17 protein-coding genes are annotated in these 23,810 nt (G+C 51.1%); 13 read left to right on the top strand and 4 right to left on the bottom strand.

Annotated features, from left to right (window positions below; all coding sequences use genetic code 11):
* The first annotated feature begins 99 nt into the window (after positions 1 to 99).
* A complete protein-coding gene (locus PJDR2_RS06755) occupies positions 100 to 3,147 on the top strand; it encodes a CBM35 domain-containing protein (protein WP_015842916.1) in 3,048 nt (1,015 codons plus the stop codon).
* A gap of 620 nt (positions 3,148 to 3,767) precedes the next feature.
* Here the strand turns inward: PJDR2_RS06755 and PJDR2_RS06760 are convergent.
* Together PJDR2_RS06760 and PJDR2_RS06765 are read right to left on the bottom strand one after the other, a co-directional pair.
* Positions 3,768 to 5,510, bottom strand: a complete 1,743-nt coding sequence (locus PJDR2_RS06760; protein ID WP_015842917.1) for a sensor histidine kinase — start codon at positions 5,508 to 5,510, stop codon at positions 3,768 to 3,770.
* A gap of 18 nt (positions 5,511 to 5,528) precedes the next feature.
* Positions 5,529 to 7,121 (bottom strand): response regulator, encoded by a 1,593-nt coding sequence (locus PJDR2_RS06765; RefSeq protein ID WP_015842918.1) that lies wholly within the window; start codon positions 7,119 to 7,121, stop codon positions 5,529 to 5,531.
* Between the two features lie 214 nt (positions 7,122 to 7,335).
* Between PJDR2_RS06765 and PJDR2_RS06770 the strand changes: the two genes are divergently transcribed.
* The 5 genes from PJDR2_RS06770 (at position 7,336) to PJDR2_RS06790 (ending at position 13,834) form a co-directional block, all read left to right on the top strand.
* Positions 7,336 to 8,319, top strand: coding sequence for an ABC transporter permease (locus tag PJDR2_RS06770; RefSeq protein ID WP_015842919.1), 984 nt, complete (start codon positions 7,336 to 7,338; stop codon positions 8,317 to 8,319).
* 28 nt (positions 8,320 to 8,347) lie between these two features.
* Positions 8,348 to 9,235: a carbohydrate ABC transporter permease gene (locus PJDR2_RS06775; RefSeq protein WP_015842920.1), complete on the top strand. Its 888-nt coding sequence runs from the start codon at positions 8,348 to 8,350 to the stop codon at positions 9,233 to 9,235.
* Between the two features lie 116 nt (positions 9,236 to 9,351).
* Entirely contained in the window at positions 9,352 to 10,989 is a 1,638-nt protein-coding gene (locus PJDR2_RS06780) for an ABC transporter substrate-binding protein (RefSeq protein WP_015842921.1), read from the top strand.
* Between the two features lie 112 nt (positions 10,990 to 11,101).
* Entirely contained in the window at positions 11,102 to 13,159 is a 2,058-nt protein-coding gene (locus tag PJDR2_RS06785; protein ID WP_015842922.1) for an alpha-galactosidase, read from the top strand.
* Between the two features lie 267 nt (positions 13,160 to 13,426).
* On the top strand, positions 13,427 to 13,834 hold the full coding sequence (locus tag PJDR2_RS06790) for a hypothetical protein (protein ID WP_015842923.1): 408 nt from the start codon (positions 13,427 to 13,429) through the stop codon (positions 13,832 to 13,834).
* On the opposite strand, the gene PJDR2_RS06795 is transcribed toward PJDR2_RS06790, so the two are convergent.
* On the bottom strand, positions 13,831 to 14,298 hold the full coding sequence (locus PJDR2_RS06795) for a GNAT family N-acetyltransferase (protein WP_015842924.1): 468 nt from the start codon (positions 14,296 to 14,298) through the stop codon (positions 13,831 to 13,833). The two genes, PJDR2_RS06790 and PJDR2_RS06795, sit on opposite strands and share 4 nt — an antisense overlap.
* 518 nt (positions 14,299 to 14,816) lie before the next feature.
* Between PJDR2_RS06795 and ilvB the strand changes: the two genes are divergently transcribed.
* The 7 genes from ilvB (at position 14,817) to PJDR2_RS06830 (ending at position 22,279) form a co-directional block, all read left to right on the top strand.
* Positions 14,817 to 16,562: a biosynthetic-type acetolactate synthase large subunit gene (gene ilvB, locus PJDR2_RS06800; protein WP_015842925.1), complete on the top strand. Its 1,746-nt coding sequence runs from the start codon at positions 14,817 to 14,819 to the stop codon at positions 16,560 to 16,562.
* Positions 16,559 to 17,044, top strand: a complete 486-nt coding sequence (gene ilvN, locus PJDR2_RS06805; protein ID WP_015842926.1) for an acetolactate synthase small subunit — start codon at positions 16,559 to 16,561, stop codon at positions 17,042 to 17,044. Before ilvB ends, ilvN begins: the two co-directional genes overlap by 4 nt.
* Before the next feature lie 128 nt (positions 17,045 to 17,172).
* The gene (gene ilvC / locus PJDR2_RS06810) at positions 17,173 to 18,165 is read left to right on the top strand and encodes a ketol-acid reductoisomerase (RefSeq protein WP_015842927.1); all 993 of its coding nucleotides are present in this window, start codon (positions 17,173 to 17,175) and stop codon (positions 18,163 to 18,165) included.
* 124 nt (positions 18,166 to 18,289) lie between these two features.
* Positions 18,290 to 19,834: a 2-isopropylmalate synthase gene (locus PJDR2_RS06815; protein WP_015842928.1), complete on the top strand. Its 1,545-nt coding sequence runs from the start codon at positions 18,290 to 18,292 to the stop codon at positions 19,832 to 19,834.
* A gap of 131 nt (positions 19,835 to 19,965) precedes the next feature.
* Positions 19,966 to 20,364: a secondary thiamine-phosphate synthase enzyme YjbQ gene (locus tag PJDR2_RS06820; protein WP_015842929.1), complete on the top strand. Its 399-nt coding sequence runs from the start codon at positions 19,966 to 19,968 to the stop codon at positions 20,362 to 20,364.
* A gap of 138 nt (positions 20,365 to 20,502) precedes the next feature.
* The gene (gene leuB / locus PJDR2_RS06825) at positions 20,503 to 21,582 is read left to right on the top strand and encodes a 3-isopropylmalate dehydrogenase (protein WP_015842930.1); all 1,080 of its coding nucleotides are present in this window, start codon (positions 20,503 to 20,505) and stop codon (positions 21,580 to 21,582) included.
* 148 nt (positions 21,583 to 21,730) lie between these two features.
* Positions 21,731 to 22,279 carry a peroxiredoxin gene (locus PJDR2_RS06830; protein ID WP_015842931.1) on the top strand — a complete coding sequence of 183 codons (549 nt, stop codon included), beginning with the start codon at positions 21,731 to 21,733 and terminating at the stop codon, positions 22,277 to 22,279.
* A gap of 140 nt (positions 22,280 to 22,419) precedes the next feature.
* Here PJDR2_RS06830 and PJDR2_RS32345 read toward each other — a convergent pair.
* Positions 22,420 to 23,771 (bottom strand): IS1182 family transposase gene (locus tag PJDR2_RS32345; protein ID WP_085982381.1). Its coding sequence is split into 2 segments (ribosomal slippage): positions 22,420 to 23,204 and positions 23,204 to 23,771, totalling 1,353 coding nucleotides; the frame shifts between segments, so codons are not numbered across the junction.
* Between the last annotated feature and the right edge of the window lie 39 nt (positions 23,772 to 23,810).

Raw genomic sequence — 23,810 nt, forward strand, 5'->3', positions numbered from 1 at the left:
TTAAATATTTGGATTGTTCGAGCCCTGTCTCTATTTTACATTGAAAAGGCAAACTGAAAGCGCTTCACCACTTTTGATGCGAACAGGAGGCTTGATGTAATGAAGAGGAAATTTGGGGCATGGTCCGGCAAAGGATGGTTTTTGCTGCTGGCAGCGGTCCTGGTCTTTCAATTGGCTGTAGGTCCTTCCGGACGGGAGGTAGAGGCGGCAGGTGCGGAGGTAACCGCTGCTAGTGATGCAGCAGCTGCCGGCAGCTATTCCTTTGAGGCAGAATCCGCAGTTAATACGTTGTCGGGCAAGGCGGAGATTAAAGCATGCGCAGATACAAGCGGCTGCTCGGGCAGCCAAATCGTTGGAGGACTTTGGGGCGGCTCGGCGCTCACCTTTAACGAAGTAACGGTAAATGCAGCCGGCGTATACACGATGGCGGTCCATTATATTTCGGGCGATCCGAGATCGGTTGGAGTCAGCGTAAACGGCGGTACGATTGATCATTACGATTTGCCGAAGACAGCCGACTGGAACACGCTTGGCGTCTACGAGCTGGAGCTTGAGCTGAAGGCGGGAAGCAACACGATCCGTCTGGACGACGAGGGTGGTTATTCCCCCGACATCGACCGTATTGAGCTTCGCTTGTCGGAAGGCGGCTCCGGCGAGCCCGGTACGGGCACGGCTTACGAGGCAGAAGCAGCGAATAACGTTCTGACGGGCAATGCTTCCGTCAGCGGCTGCAGCGCAGCAACCGACTGCTCCGGCGGCAAGAAGGTCGGCAATCTGTGGGGCGGCTCGACCCTGCAATTCCGTGATGTCATGGCGGAGAAAGCAGGCGTGTACACGCTTAGCGTTTCGTACATATCGGGAGATCCGCGTCCGGTATCGATTGCGGTTAATGACGGTCCATCGGATAACTACGCTTTACCTAAGACCGAGAACTGGGATACGCTTGGCGTATTCAAGCTGGAGGCCCAGCTGAAGGCGGGGGCAAATACGATCACGTTTAACGATGACGGCGGCTGGTCGCCGGATATCGACAAGATCGAGATTGCTGCTACGGAAGGTCCGGGCGAGGATCCGGGTCCGGTAGACAATATCGGCCAGATCGGCAAAGCTATCGACTCGAAGAAATACGGCTCGATCAAAGTAACCGCGCACGAAAAAGGTGCGACCTTCGTATCCGGCAGCTACAGCATCACTTACAACACGGAGTCGGGTCTTTCGGCGTACGCCTGGAACGGCAAAACGCTTGTAAAAGGCGCTTACGCGAGCGCTCAGCTGGAAGATCAGCTGCTGGACAGCCGCAAATACAGCGAGCATAACTTCAAGCTTAGCAGCGTGGAGAAAATAAAGGACGGACATGGTAAAGGCGTTCGCATCACCGTTGAAAACAAAAGCGTTGGCCTTCCGGTTATGAAACAGATTTACCAGCTGTATGAGGATCAGTCCTACTTCCTTGTATCCCAGCAGGTAACGGGCAGTTCCAACATCAGCTCGAACGATATGGCTCCGATAGTCGTGAATGCAAGCGGTGGCGTCGATCTCGGAACTAGCGGCGACAACCGTGTCCTGATCACGCCTTATGACAATGATGCTTGGTCCCGTTATCAGGCTCGTACGATCAATACAGCTCTGAATAACAATAACTATATCAGCTCCGAAATGACGGCGATCTATGACAACACGAGCCGCGCCGGACTTGTTATCGGTTCGGTAACGCATGATGTATGGAAGACCGGTATTTTCTGGAGCGGCTCGAATGACAAGCTGAACAAATTGAAGGTGTACGGCGGCTTCACTTCGCTGACATCCACTCATGACAGCGTCCAGCATGGCAAAGTATCGGGCAAAACCATCACTTCCCCTCAAATTGCGGTTGGTTACTACGCGGATTACCGCGATGGACTGGAGAATTACGGGGAAGCCAATGCGGCAGTAACACCGCCGCTCAAGTTCGAGAAGGGCGTACCTTCCGGCGTGCCGGTTGGCTGGAATAGCTGGGGCGCTTACGAAAGCTCGCTTAGCTATGACAAAGTCGTAGAGGTATCGAATTTCTTCAAGGATAATCTGCAAAAGTCGTTTACGAACAAAGGCACGGTCTATATCAATATGGACTCTTACTGGGATAATCTGACCGAGCAGCAGCTTCGCGACTCAGTGAAGCTTATTAAGAAAAACGGGCAAAAAGCCGGCATTTATTACGGTCCGTTTGTATACTGGGGCGACAACATGTCGCAGCCGGTAGAAGGAACAAACGGCAAGTACACTTACGGCGATATCGTGCTCCGCGACGCGAACGGCAACATTCTTCCGAAGGTAGACGGCGCGTATGCGATCGACCCAACTCATCCGGGCTCGAAGCAGCGTGTCGAGTATATTTTCAACAAGTTCCTGGACTATGGCTTTGAATATATCAAGATCGACTTCCTGTCCCATGGCTCCTTCGAGGGCAAACATTATGATCCAAACGTACAGACCGGTATTCAGGCATACAACCAAGGAATGGCTCATATCAACAAGACGCTAGGCGGCAAAATGTTCATCAGCGCATCGATTGCGCCAATGTTCCCTAGCCAATACGCTCATGCAAGACGGATTTCCTGCGATGTCGACGGCTCGCTTGGCCGTACGGAATATCAGCTGAACAACCTGACTTACGGCTGGTGGCAGAACGGCACGATCTATTCTTACACCGATCCGGATTACATGACGCTTGCAAAAGGCGGCTCATTTAACGCGGCTCAGACGCGGGTTAATGCCGCGGCTATTTCCGGCACCATCTACATGGACTCCGACGACGTCAGCAATGTGGAGACGCAAAAGCTGATGAAATCGCTGCTTACGAACAAAAACGTCAATGATATTGCCCTGATCGGCGAAGCATTCCGTCCGGTTGAAGGCAATACGGGCAACGCCGCGGCGGATATCTTTGTCCTCCAGGACAACAAGGACTATTACCTCGCCGTATTCAACTACACGAATGACGCGGTAACCAAAACCGTTGATCTGAAGCGTGCTCTTGGCGTAACGGCAACAACAAAGGTTGAGCTCACAGACGCTTGGACCAACTCCAAAGTCGAAGCGAAGGACACTCTCCAGGTGAAACTCGACGGCGCTCAATCCAAGCTCTACAAAGTGAAAATCAAGAAATAAGCTAAAAGGCTGTGCCGGGTAAGTACCGGTACAGCCTTTGGTTATGATGGAGTCCTTTGTTTCCGCTGCAACGCAAGAGTCGCCCGTACACGCGACGCGCTCGTCTGCCTTACTTTCCCTACGTTGGATTTCGTCCACTAGAATGATGCCGCAATGCACGAAATTGACGCGTATGTTGGAGTCTATCCTGCGTAAACGTCCAAAAGTGGACTTAGACGGCCGAAAAAGGCTAATCCGTTGGATGAACTCCAATGAAGGTTTGCCCCAGAGCTCTAAAGCATGAAAAACGTTGGACTATATCCAACGTAGCTGCTGCGGATGCTCTTGCCAATTCGGGCGAGAGGTTGGTCTTGAACAGCAAACGGCTGTGCCGGTTAAACCCAGCACAGCCATTTTTTCGCGTCACCCAAAAAAGGTGACGTTCCTTTTCCTTGGCCGTGTAAGAACTTAACCTCTAGATTAAGCGCAGGCGGAGCAATTGAATGATTCTGTAGAAGTGAAACGTTCGCTTTTGCTCTGGGGATTCCAATCCGCTAGGATTGTTCAAGGAATCCCCGAGCAATGGCGATCGGAAGAACATTTAATTGCGCAGCATGCCCTTTAACCTAATCATCCAGTTCTTACTTTCCAGGAATCCGAATCGTCACCGACGTCCCGATTCCTAGGCGACTAAATATCGACACCCCATACGAATCGCCAAACAGCAGCTTAATCCGGTTATCGACGTTGCGGACGCCGTAGCCCGACAATGTATCCTCGCTTTGCGGCAGATCGCCGCTTGGCATTTTCATCCCCATACCGTCGTCGATGACCTTCAGGATGATGTCTTGTCCCTCGCGGTAAGCCCGGATGATGATGTTGATGCCGCACTCATGATCCCAGATCGCATGATTTATGCAATTTTCCACAAATGGCTGAAGAGTCAGCTTAAGAATTCGGCAAGGCAATACGGATTCCTCGATATCGTAATGAACCCGAAGCAGATTGGCGAACCGCACTTGTTGAATCGATACATAATAACGGGTCAGTTGAATCTCCTCGTGGATGGACAGCGTGTTTTTGCCTTTGTTGAGCGAGATCCGGTAAAACTTGGCCAGATCGGTTACCATCTTGTTCATTCTCGGATCATCGTTGCGAATGGCAAGCGACGAGATCGAAGCAAGCGAATTGTACAGGAAATGCGGGTTGATCTGAGCTTGCAGCACGTTAAGCTCCGCCTCCCGCTTGTCGATTTCCTTCATGTAGACGTCGGAGATCAGCGAGCTTAGACGCTGGCTCATTTTTCGCAGCGCATTGCCGATCTGACCGATCTCATCCCGTCCAAGCGGCCGGATATCGATGAGCTCGAAGTCTTCCCGTTCGATGCGGCGGATCATGCCAACGAGCTTCTCCATCCGTTTGGTGAACAGCCGTGCGGTGACATAGATCAGGATAGCCATGAGGCCAAGGCTGACTAACGCGTAAGTCAGTATTCTTTTGGCCGTTAAATGAGCTTTGGACAGGAAGCTGCTGTAAGGAATAAGCGAGACGCTTTTCCAGCCGTATTTGGTCGTATTGTATACGACCAGCACCTTCTCCCCTTTATAAGTGCTGTCGAACCGGCCGTTATCCTCGGCAGGGAACGGTTCGGGCAGGTCGATCGGCTGGTTCAGAAGGCTTTTGTCCTTGGCGGACATTACGATGCCTTCTTCATTAATAATCAGCACCGCCTTATCGCTTGCTTCCTTTTCCATCAGCCGGAAGATATCGGACTCCAGAATGTTGATGGTTAATACGCCGTACGGATTGTTCATGCTGCTTATATTGAGCAGCCGCGCAAGCGTGAACATCGGAGGCTTGTCAGGCTCGGGAGGGGAGGTGACAAACCTTACGTCCCCAAAGCTGCCGCTAAGCGATTTGTAAGCCAGCGAGCTGCGGAATCTCTGATCCATGGACTTGATGTACATGCCGTCGGTGGGCAGCGTTTCATTGTTAATATAGATGCTCATCGATTCGATGTCCGGGTTTGTCGTCAGCATGTTGACGAACGAGTTGTTTATATATTTGTAGGCATCAACAAACAGCGACGGATCCTTCGAATAATCATTGGTCAGATAGGCACGCATATTGGAGTCTAGATACAGCGTTGCGGACAGCTTCGTGTACGTGTCCAGCTTGTTTTCCAGGTTGGAATTGATTTGCGCGACCGTAGAGTTTGTATTTGCGATCATCTGCGAAGAAAGTTCGCTGCGAATCGTCTCGTACGAATATTGAACGAAAAAGAGCAGGGGGAGAATGCCCCCGAGCAAAAACATGACGAACAGCTTCTCGCGAAGCCGCCAATTGTATAAAGGATTTATCAGCCATCCGGCAAGCTTCCTCATGATTCGGACCACTCCAGCCTAAAGTTGCAATTTACGGTATTCGTTGGGCGTACTGCCTTTGTGCTTCTGGAATACCGAGCAGAAATAGGAGACATTCTCGTAGCTGACCCGGTGAGCGATATCGCGTACCTTCAGCGCCCGGTCCTTCAGCAGCTCCGCCGCATGATTCATGCGGATTCGGGTCAAGTAATCCAGGATCGTCTCGCCAGTCTTCTCTTTAAAGATGGTCCGCACGTAATTCGGTGACAAATAAACCTCCTTGGCGATATCCTCCACCGTAAGGGGCAGGTGATAACGCTCGGCAATCAGCTTCATAATCTGCTCCGCAACCGACTGATGCCGGTCAAGGTCCCGTTCGGCTGCAGCTTTGAGCAGCTCTCTGCAGAAACGCAGCGCATAAGCGTGATAATGGGCGATTGTCGGAAGCGACGACAGCTCCTTCCAATGATCGGCAAGCAGTTGGTCGCGAAGCGGCCCCAGCATAAGAGAAGCAAAATGCTGCTCCAGAACGGACAGCAGCTGAATGACCGCCCGGACGGCATAGTTCCGCTCAATCCGCTCCTGACGCATGCCGGAGAACCAGTCGTCCAGCAATTGGCCTGCGCGTTCGGCATCGCCGGCTTGCACGGCCGCAATTAGCGAAGCCGAAGTCGCTTCGACCGAGATGTCGGTCTGCTTTACATTTTCGTCGGTACCGCTGCGGATAACGGAGCCAGCCTGCCGGTACAGCTTCTCTTCATTGCAGCGCTGCGACTCTTCGAACGCCTCTTTTAATAGATGAAATCCTTTGTAAGGACCAGACAGGCCAATGGTCGCAAAGGCCTCCCCCTCCGAAGTTGCCGCCAGCAGCTCTTCACGCAGCAGCTCCCAATAAGCCGTCTCCCACTGCTGGGGCTTACCTTGAAAGAGGACAAACAGCGTGCTTGGTCCGGTCTCCAGTACAATGGCGGCATCCAATCTCCGCCGCAGCAAAGCGCGGGCCGCTTCTGCCGCATCCGCGGTCAGAATAGAAGAAGAGGCTGGCTGCGCCTGTTCTCCGCCTAATCCGCGAGTAGGAAACGCGGGAGGCTCTACCGTCATGTAAGCGGCTCCAAATGCCTGGTGCGAGAGAAAGCCGGAAGCTCCGTTTTCCCATTGGCGGATCCACTCCAACCGGCGCTCCGGGGAAGGCTCGCGGACGATGCGAAGCAGCAGCCTCTCGAGCTGCCAGCCGCCTCCTTCGCTCGCCAGCTGTTCCTCTTCGAATTTCTTCTTGACTTTCGCAAGGAGCAGAAGCAGCTCCTCCATATCGATCGGCTTCAGCAAATAGCCGGCTGCTTCGATATTAAGCGCGGACTTGATATATTGGAATTCGTTATGTCCGCTTAAATAAATGATTTTGACGCTTTTATCGATTTGCTTCGCGCGCCTTCCGAATTCCAGCCCGTCCATAATGGGCATGCGCACATCCGTGACGATGATATCCGGCTTCAGCTCGGTTAGCTTCGCCAGCGCTTCCTTCCCGTTGCGTGCTGTCCCAACGACCTGAATGCCGGCCTGCTCCCATGGAACATAATGCTCCATCGTTTCCAGCTCGATCGCTTCATCGTCTACCAGAAGTACTGTATACATGTCGGCACCGCCTTTTTCAATAGAAATAAAACCTCATGCTGTTCGATGATTCTAGTTTAACGGGAATGCCGTTATTCAACAATGGAGTAGACGGAAGTGTGTGGGTTTGGAGCATGAATCGGTAGATCTTAATATAGAACGGCTCGAATGCCGGGCTATAATTAAGTCCATAAAGCGATGCAAACGGAAATTATATTCACGGGAGGGCAACACGATGAACATGCAAACGAAAGCGCATCCACAAAGCACCGGAGCGCTTGCCGTCAAGAGAAACAAAGGCGGGCTGCTGGCGAGGCTCAAAGAACAGCGGCTGCTTTTTGTACTGATGCTGCCCGCCATTATCCTGACTCTGATGTTCTCCTATGTGCCGATGTTCGGGCTGTATATGGCGTTCATTAATTATCAGCCGGGCGGCGGATCGTTCTTCAAACAATTCTTCACGACGGATTTCGTAGGATTGCAATGGTTTGATTATTTCTTCACTAACGGCGATTTCGTACGGATTATGCGCAACACGCTTGCGCAAAGCTTTCTGTCGCTGCTGTTCGGATTCCCGATGCCGATCATTCTGGCGCTTATGATCAATGAGCTGCGAAACGGCTGGTTCAAACGGACGTTCCAGACGGTGTCTTACATGCCGCATTTTATTTCATGGGTTATCGCGGCAAACATTATTATTACGATGCTCTCGTCTGGAGGGGTCGTCAACAACATCCTGACCGGGCTTCATATCGTTAACGAGCCGATTCAGTTCATGCAGAAGGGCCATCTCTTCTGGTGGATTATCGCCTTCGGGAATGCCTGGAAGGACATGGGCTTTAACGCCATTATGTATCTGGCTGCGATTTCGGCGATCAACCCCGAATTATATGAGGTGGCAAAGGTCGATGGCGCAAGCCGCCTGAAGCAAATGCTTCATATCACGCTGCCGTCCATACGGCCGACTATTATCATTCTGGCGATTCTCGCGATTGGCGGTATTTTGAACGCCGGCTTTGACCAGCAGTACCTGCTCCAGAACAATACGGTTATGGAATACTCGGAAGTTATCGATACCTACACGTACAAATACGGTCTGCAAAACGGGATGTTCTCCTACGGGGCTGCCGTCGGATTGTTCAAATCGCTCGTGGCTTTCATCCTTGTCATAAGCGTAAATCAGATGGCCAAGAAAATGGAACAGCAGTCGTTGTTCTAGAACAATAACGCAAAGAGGAGAACACGCTATGGTGAAAGACAAAAAAGATTTTCTGTTTATGGCTGCCGTCTACGCATTTATCGTTGCGATATTCGTAGTTACGTTTTATCCTTTCTGGAATATTTTCATCATTTCGTTAAATAGTGCGGAAGATACTCTTCGAGGCCATCTATATCTGTGGCCAAGGGAATTCAGCCTGAAAAGCTACGAGCAAATACTCAGCGACAGCGAGATTTGGACAGCGATACGGGTTACCCTGCTTCGTACGGTCATCGGCACCCCGCTTGCCGTTCTTACGATCAGCATGCTGGCATTTGCGCTCAGCAAGAAGGAGCTTGTTGCTAACCGCTTCTGGACGTTATACTTCGTCTTTACGATGTATTTTGGCGGCGGACTGATTCCTTACTACATGGTGCTCAAAAGCTACCATCTGATCGACAGCTTTATGGTGTTTATCGTACCGGGCTTAATGAACGTGTTCTATATGATCATCGTCCGGACGTTTATGCAGGGACTGCCGCAGGAGCTGGATGAGTCGGCAAAGATGGACGGAGCGAATTATCTCCAAATTTTCTTCCGGATCATTTTGCCGCTGACAACGCCGGTACTGGCGACGATCGGTTTGTTCACGGCGATCAGCCACTGGAATTCCTGGTTTGACTCGTATGTATTTACGTACAATCCGGATTTGAAGACGCTGCAGGCCGTACTTGTCAAAATTCTTAACCAGTATCAGACGGGCTCCATGGTTGGCGATGCGCAAGCTATGGCGAATTCGGCAAAACGGATGCAGGTATCGCCGGATACGATCCGGATGGCGGCGACCATGGTTGCAACGCTTCCTATTATTATGGTGTATCCGTTCCTGCAAAAATATTTCGTTAAAGGCATGACGCTGGGCGCGGTTAAAAGCTAATCCGCCCGGCTTAGCAAGACCAGATTAACGATGAGGGGGTGTGTCCCGGCCGGGGATGACCTGGCAGCTTGCCATTGCTATTATAAGTCCAAGATCAATCATAGGGGGATTACAGTATGAACTCGAAAAAATGGATGCTGTCTTTGCTTACAGCCGTTATGTCGGTTTCCTTGATTTCTGCTTGTTCTTCGAATTCATCGGATAAACCAAGCAGCAACTCGAACACGGGATCGGCGAATACCGGTACCAATGACAGCGCAACAAAGGATCCAAGCACGGACCCGATTACGATTACCTTCTTTGATAAAAATACAGGCGACAAGTTTGACAATGCAATCGCCAAAGAAATTACAAAGCGTACCGGCGTAACGATTGAGATTCAGCAGCCGACGGGCAACCCGACGGAAAAGCTGAACCTGATGCTGGCGAGCGACGATTTGCCCGACATGATCATGTTCGACCGCTCCAGCGACCTGGTAGCGAAGTATACGGAAGCGGGTTCGATTATCCCGCTGGACGATCTCATTGAGAAATACGGTCCGGATGTCAAAGAAATGTACGGCGACGTACTGAACAAAACGCGCTACAAAGACGGCAAGAACTATTACCTGTCCAACTGGTACGGTCTTGAGCATGAACCGGTGTTTGGTTTCAACATGCGCAAAGACATCGTGAAGGAGCTTGCTCCGGATAAAGCGGATGGCGGCGTGCCGTTTACGCAAAGCGAATTTAAGCAGCTTCTGACCGACTTCAAAGCGAAATATCCGCAAATGGACGGCAAGGATACAATCGCTCTGACGATGGACGGCGAGAACTGGGGCGGTACGCTTGGCACATTCAAAGGCATGTTTGGCCTGATGCCTTATTACGAGCATGACGGCAAGCTGCAATATGACGTGAAGGATCCGAAGTACAAGGATATGATTCTGTACATGAACGATCTCTACCGTTCCGGTCTTATGGATAAGGAATGGGCAATCAACAAACGCCAAGTGTGGGAGCAAAAAATCGCAACGGGCACGATTTTCTCCTCGACAGGCGCTTATTGGGATCTTGGCAACTCCAACACCATCCTCAAAAAGGATAAAGGCGAAGAATCGCAGCTGTTCGCTTATAAAGTCGTTGCAGACGGCGTAGATCCTTCGAAAACAACTTACGGTGGCCGCAGCTCGCTTGGCTGGGATGCGATTGCGATTACGAAGAAGAACAAAAATCCGGAACGCACGATGCAATTCATTAACTTCCTCGCAAGCGAAGAAGGTCAATATCTGCTCATGTGGGGTATCGAAGGCGTACATTGGGATATGAAAGACGGCAAGCATGTACCGCGTCCGGAAACTCTGCAAGCGTTCAAAGACGACTGGGCTGCCTATACGAAAGAAACGGGTATCCGCAAGTGGACTTGGTTCGTTAAGAACGGCCCTGGCAAAGACGGCACGCCTTATGACCTTCCAGGTCGTTACGAGCGAGCTCCGGTTGACCAAATGGCAATTAAAAACCTGTCGGACAGCATTTTTGATACGGCGATTTATGACGGCATAAGCCCGCAAGGCGGCACGCCGGAAGCTCTGTCCGAGCAAAAAATCAGCGATATCACGAAGCAGGCGATCACAAAAGCGATTATGGCGCCTACGGCAGACGAAGCAAGCTCGATTTTTGACAAAATGCTGTCGGATATGAAAGGCGCGGGCGACGAAAAAGTTGAAGCGGTTTACACAACGAATTACGAATCCCGTAAACAGCTTTGGAACTAATTAAGATGATATATTTGAATAGGCAGTAGAAGGGGAGGGCCAGCTGTGCTGGCCTTTTTCCTTCCATAGTCATTAATAGGCTATAAATCTATGGAAGAATGGGAGCGAAGAAATGATGACGACGGAGATGGGACAGTTCAAGCTTGAGCAGGCTTCGGGAATGTTTGCGGCGGATAACGGGCTGCTGAAGGTAACGGCAAATACGGAAGACGGCACGCTTGCGCTCGCCTGGAAGAACGGCCAGACGATGACGGGCTTTTACGCGGAAGCGCGTGTTGGCGGAGCCGTTGTCCGTTCTTCCTGGTACGGTGGACATGCGGTTCAGGAAAGCTTGGTGCAAGAGGTTGAGGATGGCTTTGGCAAAGGGATACGTTTCAGCTTTGAGCATACGGAGCCGGGCAAGCCTTCGCTGAAGCAGCACATCCGCTTGTATCAGGGGCTGCCTTACGCTCTGATTGAGCTTGAGGCGGCAGACTCGCAGGAATGGGAAACCAATGAGTTAACACCTCTGGCCTCCTATCTGAACGACAACGGCGTGCTGGATTTCGGCGATGGCTCGAAGGAAGAAATCCGGTCGCTCTTTATTCCGTTTGATAATGACAAATGGGTACGCTTTGGCTCCCAAGCTAATCCGTCCAGCGTTCGCAGCTATGAAGTAACGGCTGTCTACCGCGCCGAATCGCGCCGCGGCTTCGTAATTGGCTCGGTTACCCATGATGCATGGAAAACGGCCATTGACGTGGAAGGCACCTTCACCGAAGCCATTGGCCGCCTGCGGGTAATCGCCGGCGTCTCGGATCTGCAGACTCGCGATACGGTTCCGCATGGCTCCCTCCGCGGTACTTCCATTGTCTCGCCGACGATTCTTGTAGGCGCTTACGACGATTACCGCGAGGGTATGGAAGCCTACGGCAAGGCCAATGCCATCATTCAGCCTGCGCTTTCCTGGAGCGGCGGCGTTCCGATGGGCTGGAACAGCTGGTCGGCCGTTATGACGAAGCTGGACTATGACGTATATACGCATACTTCCGATTTCTTCGCAAAAGAACTGCAGCAAAACGGGTTCGCCGATCAGGAAGGCAGCCTGTACGTCAACTTCGACGCTTTCTCGGACAATCTGAAGGAAGGCGAGCTGGAGGATGCGGTACGCCGGGTAAAGGCTAACGGCCAGAAGCCGGGAACGTACTACACGCCGTTTGCGTTCTGGGGCAGCAATCCGGATACGCCGGTGGAAGGGACGAACGGTAAGGTTCTGTACCGGGAAATTTTGCTGAAAGACGGAGCTGGCAATCCGCTTCCGAAGCTGGACGGGGCATTCCCTATCGATCCATCTCACCCTGAAGCGATCGCGCGCATTATGCGCAAGCTTGATAATGTAGTGGCTGACGGCTTTGAGTACCTGAAGATGGACTTCCTGGCGCATGGCGCAATGGAAGGCGTCCATCATGATCCTTCCGTACGCACCGGCATCCAGGCGTATAACTATGGCATGGCGGCGATCGCGGAAGCGTTAAGCCCGGAGAAGCTTGGCCGTCCGTTCCTGATCAATCTGTCGATCGCGCCATTGTTCCCGCATGGTTATGCGCATAGCAGACGCGTATCCTGCGATGCCTTCGGCATGATCAGCGATACGGAATATATGCTTAACGCGTTGACGTACGGCTGGTGGATTAGCGACAATCTGTACCGCTTTAACGATCCGGACCATATCGTCCTCTTCAAGAGCGACAATCAGCGGGCGACGACGGAGCATGAAGGCCGCAGCCGCCTGAACTCCGGCGTTATCTCGGGTACTTCTCTGCTGCTTGGCGATGATTACCGGATGGAGGAAGCGGCGGAACGCGCTAAAGCCTGGATGACCAACCGGGAAGTCATGGCGCTGGCAAGACGCGGCGAGTCCTTCCGTCCGGCCGAAGGTCGGAGCGGCATGGGCGGCGAGGATCTGTATTCTCTCGCAGGGGATGGCGGCACTTGGGTGGCCGTCTTCAACTTCGACGGGGAGAACGGGAAGTCGAAAGCAATCGATTTGTCCCGCGTCGGCATCGACGGCGCGAAGGGCCTGACGGTCCGCGATCTGTGGAGCGGGGAATCGTACAGCCTGAAGCCGGGCGCCTCCGAGCATGTCGTTGAGCTGGAGCCGGCGGAGTCGAAGCTGCTGTTCTATATTTAATAGAAGAAGCGGTGCAGGAGATATCCTGCACCGCTTTATTTCGCGCTAATTCGTTTTCATCTCTATCACAGCCTTCCTTCCCGGAAAATAGAACACCCCGATCTCAGCACGAGTGCTGTCGTCGGGGTGTTCTTCATCCCTGGATGATATCTATTCCCGAATTACAGATGAAATAGGTTCGTGCTTCAACCCTTAGCAAGGACAAATAAACAGGCAGAAGCGTTTCTTCCTGAATAATCTGTAGAATAACGGAAGGGAGGGATACTCATGAGCAAAGTGAGCAAAGTTTCTAAAGCACAAGTAAAGAAGTTGGTCGGCAAACCCATTTATGCGGTTCGCAAAGACGGATCTGTCGTTACGGGCAAGCTTGTGGAACTGCGGCAAAACAAGCTCGTATTAGCACCTCTGAAAAAAGAAAAGGGGAAAGTCGTTCGGACGAAAGCGATTTTGCCGCTTGTGCTGTTTGATCTGCTGGCGATCGGTACGCTTGGATTCTGGGGCGGCGGCGGTGGCGGCTGTGGATGCGGCAACTTTGGATGCGGCGGCGGCTGTGGCGGCGGCGGCGGATACGGCGGCGGCTATGGCGGTGGCTATGGCGGCGGCGGTGGCGGATACGGCGGCGGTTATGGCAGCGGATACGGAGGCGGCCCGTACGGTGGCGGCGGATTCTATTAATAGTAAGGATAAGATGAGGAAGCAAGCGGCTTAATCATCTCATAACAGCGGAGCTCCGGATAATACTGGATGGCCTGATAACCAAGGCGGCTGTACAGATTTTTGGCCCTGGTATTAATGTCGTCCACGAAAAGTCTGGAAGCTCTGCAATTTTGGGTTGAGCCGTAAGCTTCGGCGGCCAGCAGCAGCTTCCGGCCCCATTGCCGGTTGCGGTGATCCGGATGGACAACTAGCATATCCAAATACAGGATTTCCCCCGTAATTTCGAAGCGGATAAAGCCGTAAGGCTTACTTGTTTTTCCTTCTGCGGCTACATAGGTAACACCCCGGCGGAAGCGTACGGGAAGATCCCTTATCGTCTGGGCATCCAGAGGATGCGCCGTATGCGACAACGGAATAAGCTCGGCTTGTATGAGGCGGAATATTTCCTTATCGTCTGTCTTGGGGTTGCGTGCTCGTATCATCAGCGATCCCTTCCTGACCGAATGAAATTGCCGAAAATGGGCTATGTTATTGTATGATCGGCTGGCGAAATATGCCTCACACAATTTTTCAAATTGTTAGGCACTTTAGCTTGACGAACAGATGTGCAAGGCATATAATAAAGAAAATCTTATCCAAGCATATGTTATCGGCAATGATGAGGACGAAGTGTTAAGGGCTCTTTTGTTCAGAGAGCGGATGGATCAGCTGCAACCATCGCCAAAACCCCTTTTCTACGAGCTCACCTCGGAGCTGTTTTCCTGAAAAGCAACACTGTCAATGTTGGTTATTAGGGAAAATCGCAAGACACGCGTTATTGTGTCAAAGGTATGGGCGTTTTGTGCGCACACGTTCATTACCTATGGAGGTTGTACATCGCAAGATGTATAACGAATTTGGGTGGTACCACGGAAGATATAACCTTTCGTCCCTCAGGCTTCGCTACATGAAGCTGGAGGAACGAAAGGTTTTTTTGTTGTTTTCGAGAGGAGGATGACTAATGGTCACGCAAAGTGCAACGCTGAAGTCAAAAGAAGAAGTTATGGAACGGATGAGAAAGCCTGAAGTAATTTCCGGTTCTGAAATATTACTCCGCAGTTTGGTGCTGGAAGGCGTCGATTGCGTGTTTGGTTATCCGGGCGGTGCCGTATTGTACATTTACGATGCGATGCATGGGTTCTCCGATTTCAACCACGTTCTCACAAGACATGAACAAGGCGCGATTCACGCAGCGGACGGCTATGCGCGCGCAAGCGGCAATGTTGGCGTATGTATCGCAACATCCGGTCCTGGCGCAACCAACCTCGTAACGGGGATTGCAACAGCCTATATGGACTCTGTGCCGCTCGTTGTTATTACGGGTAATGTTATTTCGTCCCTGATTGGCACGGATGCTTTCCAGGAAGCGGACATTACGGGTATTACAATGCCAATCACGAAACACAGCTACATGGTACGCGATGTTGAGGACCTTCCCCGCATCATCCATGAAGCCTTCCATATCGCAAACACTGGCCGTAAAGGCCCGGTACTGATTGATATTCCGAAGGACGTATCGGCGGCGAAAACGTTGTTCAAGCCGGTAACGGAAGTGAACATCCGCGGTTACAACCCAACGATGTCGCCAAACAAGCTGCAAGTCGACAAATTGATCAAAGCGATCGAAGCGTCCGAGCGTCCGCTCATTCTTGCAGGCGGCGGCGTAGTATACTCCGGAGCACATGAAGAGCTGCTGGAGTTCGTAACGAAAACCGATATTCCGATCACAACAACATTGCTTGGTCTCGGGGGCTTCCCGAGCGGCAATGATCTGTGGCTCGGCATGCCGGGTATGCATGGTACGTATACGGCGAACAAATCGATTCAGTCGGCGGATCTTCTTATTAATATCGGAGCGCGCTTCGATGACCGCGTAACCGGCAAACTGGCTGGTTTCGCACCACTTGCCAAAATCGTTCATATCGATATTGATCCGGCGGAGATCGGCAAAAACGTTCCTACCGACATTCCTATCGTAGGCGACGTGAAAACGGTTCTGCAGCAGGTTAACCAGCTTGCGAAACGCGCGGACAAAGCAGATGCTTGGCGCCAGGAAATTCAAGAATCGAAAGCGCAATATCCGTTCAGCTACAAGGACTCGGATGTTGAACTGAAGCCGCAATGGGTTGTGGAGATGATCCACGAAACAACGGGCGGCGATGCTATCGTAACAACGGACGTAGGCCAGCATCAGATGTGGGCTGCGCAATACTATAAATTTAACAAACCACGCTCCTGGGTAACCTCCGGCGGTCTCGGTACAATGGGCTTTGGCTTCCCGTCCGCGATCGGCGCCCAAATGGCGAATCCGGATCGTACCGTAGTATCGATCAACGGTGACGGCGGCATGCAAATGTGCGCGCAAGAGCTTGCGATTTGTGCCATCAACAACATTCCGGTTAAGGTTGTTATCCTGAACAACCAGGTACTGGGCATGGTTCGCCAATGGCAGGAACTGATTCACGAGAACCGTTTCAGCCATATCGATCTGGCAGGCAGCCCCGACTTCGTTAAGCTGGCGGAAGCTTACGGCGTGAAAGGCTTCCGTGCTTCGAACAAGGAAGAGGCGAAAGCTGTGTGGGAAGAGGCGCTTCGCCATCCGGGCCCTGCAGTTGTCGAGTTTGTTGTTCGCAGAGACGAGAATGTATATCCGATGGTAGCACAGGGTAGCACGATCGATCAGATGATCATGGGGGATGCAGAATGAAAAAGCACACGATCGCAGTCATTGTCAACGATCAGCCCGGCGTTCTGCAGCGCGTATCCGGCTTGTTCGGACGCCGCGGCTTCAATATCGAGAGCATTACCGTAGGCGCAAGCGAAGAGCAGGGCTTGTCCCGTATGGTTATCGTCACCACTGGCGATGACCATACGCTCGAGCAAATCACAAAACAGCTGTACAAGCTGATTGATGTTATCAAAGTTATTGATCTGAGCTCCAATCCGATGGTTTCCCGCGAGCTTGCGCTTATCAAGGTAAGCGCGGAGCCGTCGGCCCGTCCTGAAATTCTGGGCGTAGTAGACACTTTCCGCGCAGCGGTAGTGGATATCGGCACTCATTCGCTTATCGTACAAGTTATTGGCGATACCGAAAAAATCGATGCCATGGTAGAGCTTCTGAAGCCTTATGGCATCCGTGAGCTTTCCCGTACTGGCGTAACAGCGCTTAACCGCGGTAACGTACGTTAATATCCGGTTTTACAAAAAAATTAGGAATGTCCCGTTTTGAACGGGGGTTTAAGGGGAGAATTTATAGGGTCCATTCTCTGCTTAAACACCCGTTCAAAAGGGTTAAATTAAAGGAGGCAATCATTAAAATGGCAGTTACATTGTATTATGAAAAAGACGCAGATCAAGGCGTACTTCAAGGTAAGACAATCGCAGTTATCGGTTACGGCAGCCAAGGCCATGCGCAAGCGCAAAACCTTCGCGACAGCGGCCTGAAAGTAGTTATCGGCCTTCGTCCGGGTAAATCCGCAGACGTTGCAGCAAAAGACGGTTTCGAAGTATTGACTGTAGCTGAAGCGACTAAAGTTGCCGACGTTGTTCAAATTTTGCTCCCTGACGAAACCCAAGCGAAAGTATACGCGGAAGAAATCGAACCAAACCTGAAAAAAGGCGCGGCTCTGATGTTCTCCCACGGCTTCAACATTCACTACGGCCAAATCGTGCCAAGCAAAGATACAGACGTATTCCTGGTAGCTCCTAAATCCCCTGGTCATATGGTTCGCCGTACATACCAAGAGGGCTTCGGCGTTCCTGGTCTGATCGCTATCCACCAAGATGCTTCCGGCAACGCGAAAGCAATTGGTCTTGCTTATGCAAAAGGTATCGGCTGTACTCGTGCAGGCGTTATCGAAACTTCCTTCAAAGAAGAAACAGAAACAGACTTGTTCGGTGAGCAAGCGGTACTGTGCGGCGGCGCTTCCGCGCTTGTTAAAGCAGGCTTCGAGACTCTGGTTGAAGCCGGCTACGCTCCGGAAATGGCTTACTTCGAGTGCTTGCACGAGCTGAAGCTGATCGTTGACCTGATGTATGAAGGCGGTCTGGCTACAATGCGCGACTCGATCTCCAACACAGCTGAATACGGCGACTATGTAACTGGTCCTCGTATCGTTACTGAAGAAACGAAGAAAGAAATGAAACGCGTTCTGGAAGACATCCAATCCGGCCGCTTCGCACGCGACTTCATCCTTGAAAACCAATCGAACCGTGCCATGCTGACAGCTACTCGCCGTAACGAGGCTGCTCATCCAATCGAGCAAACTGGCAAACAGCTGCGCGAACTGATGCACTGGATCAAGAAGTAATAAAATCATAACCCGCAGATAAATGATCCCGGTTCGCCGGAGTGCGCGTAGGTTAGGGGCCAACCTGCCTGTCACGCGCTCTTGGCGGCCGGGATGATTCTGTTCCCGGAGGTGTAAGGCACAAATGCGAAAAATTTATATTTTTGACACGACGCTTCGTGATGGAGAGCAGTCTCCCGGTGTTAACCTGAACACTAAAGAAAAGGTTGAGATCGCGCTTCAGCTTGAGAAGCTTGGCGTTGACCGTATCGAAGCAGGCTTCCCCGCGGCTTCCCCGGGAGACCTCGCGGCAGTAAACGCGGTTGCGAGCGCAGTTAAGAATGCTACGATTATTGGCTTGTCACGCTCCCGCGAACAGGATATCGACGCGGTACGTGAAGCGCTGAAAGGCGCGCAGGATCCATCCATTCACGTTTTCCTTGCGACAAGCCCAATCCACCGCAAGCATAAGCTTCGTATGGAGAAGGAGCAGGTGCTGGAAACGGCTGAACGTGCGATCACTTACGCGAAGAAGTATTTCAGCAAAATCGAGTTCTCGCTTGAGGATGCAGGACGTACCGAACTGGATTTCGTGTGTCAAATGACGGACATGGCGATTCGCGCGGGAGCTTCCGTTGTGAATCTTCCGGATACGGTTGGTTATTTGAATCCGCTTGAATACGGCAATATCTTCAAAACGGTGAAGGAAAATGTACCAAACATCGAAAAAATTCAGCTTAGCGCTCACTGTCATGACGATCTCGGCATGGCTACGGCTAACGCCCTCGCGGCTATCCTAAACGGCGCCGACCAGATCGAAGGTACGATCAACGGTATCGGCGAACGTGCGGGTAACACGGCACTTGAGGAAGTGGCGCTGGCGCTCGAAACGCGTTTCGATTATTTTGGCGCAAAAACAGGTCTGAACCTGCAAGAAATCGCTAGAACAAGCCGCCTTGTCAGCAAGCTGACGGGTATGGTCATCCCAGGCAACAAAGCGATCGTTGGCGCCAACGCATTTGCACATGAGTCCGGCATTCACCAGGACGGCATGCTGAAGGAGAAAACGACTTACGAGATTATTTCTCCGGAAACGATCGGTCTTCGCGATTCGAAGCTTGTTCTTGGCAAGCACTCCGGACGCCATGCGTTCCGCGAGAAGCTGATCGACCTCGGCTACGAGCTGGGCGAAGAAGCAGTTAACGCTGCTTTTGCGAAGTTCAAGGATTTGGCTGACCGCAAGAAGCATGTTACGGATGAAGATATTCGTGCCTTCTTGGAAGAGAAGCTGGTTGATACGCCGGAAGTTTATACGCTTGAAGCGATTCAAGTCAGCTACGGCAACCAATCGACGCCTAGCGCTTCGGTTCGCATCCGTACAGCGGACAGCGAGACGCGCGAAGAAGTCGCTATCGGCAACGGTTCCGTAGACGCGATCTACAACGCGATTGATAAAGTAACGGCTGAAGCGGTTGAGCTTGAGGATTACTCCATCAAGTCCGTATCGCAAGGCAAGGATGCGCAAGGCGAGGTCCATGTGGTGCTGAAGCAGGACGATATTTCCGCGCAAGGCCGCGGTCTCAGCACGGACATCCTTGAAGCGAGCGCACGTGCTTATATCGACGCGCTGAACCGTCTCATCGAGAAGCGCAAGTCCCCGGGACGCCGCGACAAGATGAGCTTGATCTAACAAGCTAAGTACCGACAAAAGCCAAACCGAAAAAGTCTGTTTAGACTTTCTCAGTTTGGCTTTTGCGGTTGGCTGAACAAATGAAGAATGGTTCAAACATAGGTTGAGTGAAAGGAGCGGGAGCGGGATAAATGATTACCGAGACGCTGCAAACATCAAGAAGAGATGAAATGATTGATATCACACGCAAGGTAGCTTCTATTGTTGCTCGTGAAGGGATCCAGAATGGTCTTGCTATAGTGTATTGTCCGCATACGACGGCAGGGATTACGATTCAGGAGAATGCCGACCCGGATGTGAAGCATGATATTCTGATGAGGATGAATGAGGTATATCCCTGGGAGCACCCGAAATATCGCCATGCGGAAGGGAATACGGCCTCCCATCTGAAGGCGCTTACTACCGGGACAAGCCAGACGGTTATCATTAACGGCGGCAAGCTGGTGCTTGGCACGTGGCAGGGCATTTATTTCTGCGAGTTTGACGGGCCGCGAACCCGCCATTTTCATCTCAAGCTGATTGAAGGGTAAAGAAGGGGAAGCTGCCTTTATAAGCAGCACCTATAAAGATGATAGATTTTATATCTTGGATTTTCATACTAGAAATGTGGTACAAATGATAACAGAATGAGAATAGCTTAATAGAGCGAATACGAGGAGTGTTTAATTATGTCAGAAGTGAAAAAAATCGCTGTCATCGCCGGCGACGGTATCGGCCCAGAGGTAGTTGGCGAGGCGCTTAAAGTTATGAAAAAAACCGAGGAGCTGTTCGGTTACCAATTCGAATTCGAGCATGGTCTGTTCGGCGGCATCGCTATCGACGAGAAAGGCACGCCGCTGCCGCAAGAAACGCTTGATATTTGTAAAAAGGCTGACGCTGTATTGCTCGGCGCTGTTGGCGGTCCGAAATGGGACAACAACTCGAAAGAGCTTCGTCCGGAGACAGGTCTGCTCGGAATTCGTAAAGCACTGGGCTTGTTCTCGAACATCCGCCCTGCTAACGTATTCGACTGTCTGAAGGAAGCCTCGACACTGAAGCCAGAAGTTCTCGAAGGCACTGACCTGATCGTAGTCCGCGAGTTGACTGGCGGTATCTACTTCGGCGAGAAATTCCGCCGCGAAGGCGCAAGCGGCGAAGAAGCGGTTGATACTTGCGTATACAACGTGCAAGAGGTTGAGCGTATCGTTCGCCAAGCCTTCGACATCGCAATGACGCGCAGCAAGCGTCTGGCTTCCGTTGATAAAGCAAACGTTCTTGAAACTTCCCGTCTGTGGCGCGAAGTGGTTAACCGGATTGCTCCTGAGTATCCGGAAGTTGAACTCGAGCATGTACTCGTAGACAACTGCGCTATGCAATTGCTCCGCCGTCCGTCGAGCTTCGACGTTATCGTAACGGAAAACATGTTCGGCGACATCTTGAGCGACGAAGCAGCTATGCTGACGGGTTCGATCGGCATGCTCTCCTCCGCTTCCCTTGGCGAAGGCAGCTTTGGCCTGTACGAGCCGGTACACGGCTCCGCTCCTGACATTGCCGGTCAAGGCATCTCGAACCCGATTGCTACGATTCTTTCCGTTGCACTCATGTTCCGCCTGACATTCGGTTACCATGAAGCGGCTCAAGTTATTGAAGACGCGGTTAAAAACGTTCTTGACGCCGGTCACCGTACAGGCGACATCGCGGTTGATAAGAGCACGGCAATCGGAACAACTGCAATGGGCGATCTGATTGTTGCTGCAATGACGAAATAAGACCTCCTTATTTATAATAATTATAAATAAATATTGATTCCAATATTGACTTTATTCTAGGCTAGTGATACTATTCTATAAGTAAGTCACGGCTTAATAGTGACATTAACTATAAAAATTGTTGGATTGGTTAAGGAGGAATTGTATTATGGCAGAGCGTTTGGTTGGCCGTCCGGCTCCAGACTTCAAAATGGATACGGCAACAGGTGACGGTAAAGATTTCGGAACAGCATCCCTTGCTGATTACAAAGGTAAATGGCTGGTATTGTTCTTCTACCCACTCGACTTCACATTTGTATGCCCAACTGAAATTACAGCTTTGAGCCTTGCTTCCGAGCAATTCAAAGCTCTGAATACAGAAGTTCTTGGTGTATCCGTTGACAGCAAGCACAGCCACCGTGCATGGATCAACACTCCGGTTAACGACAATGGCCTTGGCGAATTGAACTTCCCGCTGGCTGCTGACATTACTAAGAGCGTTGCTCGTGACTACGGCGTCCTGATCGAAGAAGAAGGCGTTGCATTGCGCGGCCTGTACATCATCGATCCTGAAGGCGAAGTAAAATACCAAGTCGTTAACCATAACGACGTAGGCCGCAGCGTTGACGAAACGCTTCGCGTATTGCAAGCTCTGCAATCCGGCGGTTTGTGCCCAATGAACTGGAAACCAGGTCAACAAAATCTGGTTGCGAAATAAGTTCTGCTAAGCAGGAAAAAGCCCGTACCACATTGTGGTACGGGCTCAGATTGTAGAGAAACCCCACGTTTTCTTAAAACGTGGGGTTTCTCTTTTTGTTTTCTGTGAGTAGAACGAAGCGACGCAAGAGGCTACCCCTCTTACGCCCTCCTTTCCAGGTGGAGGGCGATCTTTTTCATGTTCTGCACCGCAGCGGTCATCAACGCTTGTTCCATCACGTTGCTTAACCCCCGCAAACGGCAATAGCGAAACCCGTGGAGCTGTTTGGCATCCGCGAAGCTTCGCTCTATGGTTTCTTTTCGTTTACGGTAAAGCTTTTTGCCCGACTTGCTTAGTCGGTTCATCCTCACGTTTTCTTTACTGTCCTCCCAAATATGTCGGGTAACCATTTTCTGTTTGTTAGCGGAACGCGTGCATTGCTGCAGTATTGGGCATGCTGCGCATTGCTTTGGATCAGACGCGTAGTGTCGGTAGCCATGCCGATCTGTCGTCCGGTAAGTCAGTTCTTGTTGCTGCGGACACACATACAGATTCCGTTCTGCATCATAAGTAAACTTCCATTTTGGTTGTAAGCCTTGCGTTGGATGAAATCGGCGATGGGCAATCACGCCAAAGATTTTACGATCTTCTAATCCTTTGCAAATCGGTGTTGTTAAATAGCCAGAGTCTAATGCAACAGCTTCTACTTTAAATCCAAAACGCTGACGTTGGCGGTCCAGACGAAAAAGATAAGGAACAGAATCATGGACGTTACCGGCGGTGACGAAGACATCGGTAACAAGGTTGTACTTCATATCAACTGTACGGTGATCCAAGTAAAAGAAACCTTCTGGCTTGCCTTCTCGGTACATATAACCGCTGTCAGGATCAGTCGTACTAACTTTTACCTCTTTGTCTTCATTCACCTCCTTCCGTGGTTTTAGCGCTTTTTTCCTTGCTCTTTACGTTCTGCTTCAACAGCTGCATTGAGCTCATTCACATAATCTCGTGTGTTTTGCTGTACTTGTTCTCTTGTGTATTTATGTTTATTGGCATTAGCTTTTACATGGGTAGAGTCAGAAATAAGCACACGTCCGCCAATCATCCGATGTGAGATCGCTTGCAGCACGATTTCATCGAAAATATCTTGGAAAACAGAAGTATCTTTGAATCGTGTTCTACGATTCCAGCTAATCGTTGTGTGATCTGGAACACGGTCTGACAGACCGAGTCCAAGAAACCAACGGTAAGCGAGGTTGGTTTGAACTTCGCGTTCCAGTTGGCGCTCCGAACGAATGCCATAGAAGTAACCGAGAAAAATCATTTTGAAAAGTACAAGTGGATCAATGGCTGGACGACCATTATCTTGGCAGTAGAGGTGACGTACTTTCTCATCAATGAAAGAAAAATCAATGTACTTATCGATCTTGCGAAGCATATGGTCAGCAGGCACCAAGTCTTCAATGGAAACCAGCTCGTAGTTTTGTTGTTTGTCTCGATTAGAACGCAACATAACGACACCATCCGTTTCTATTAGATACTAATATTATAC

This window comes from Paenibacillus sp. JDR-2 (assembly GCF_000023585.1).
Lineage (GTDB): Bacteria > Bacillota > Bacilli > Paenibacillales > Paenibacillaceae > Pristimantibacillus.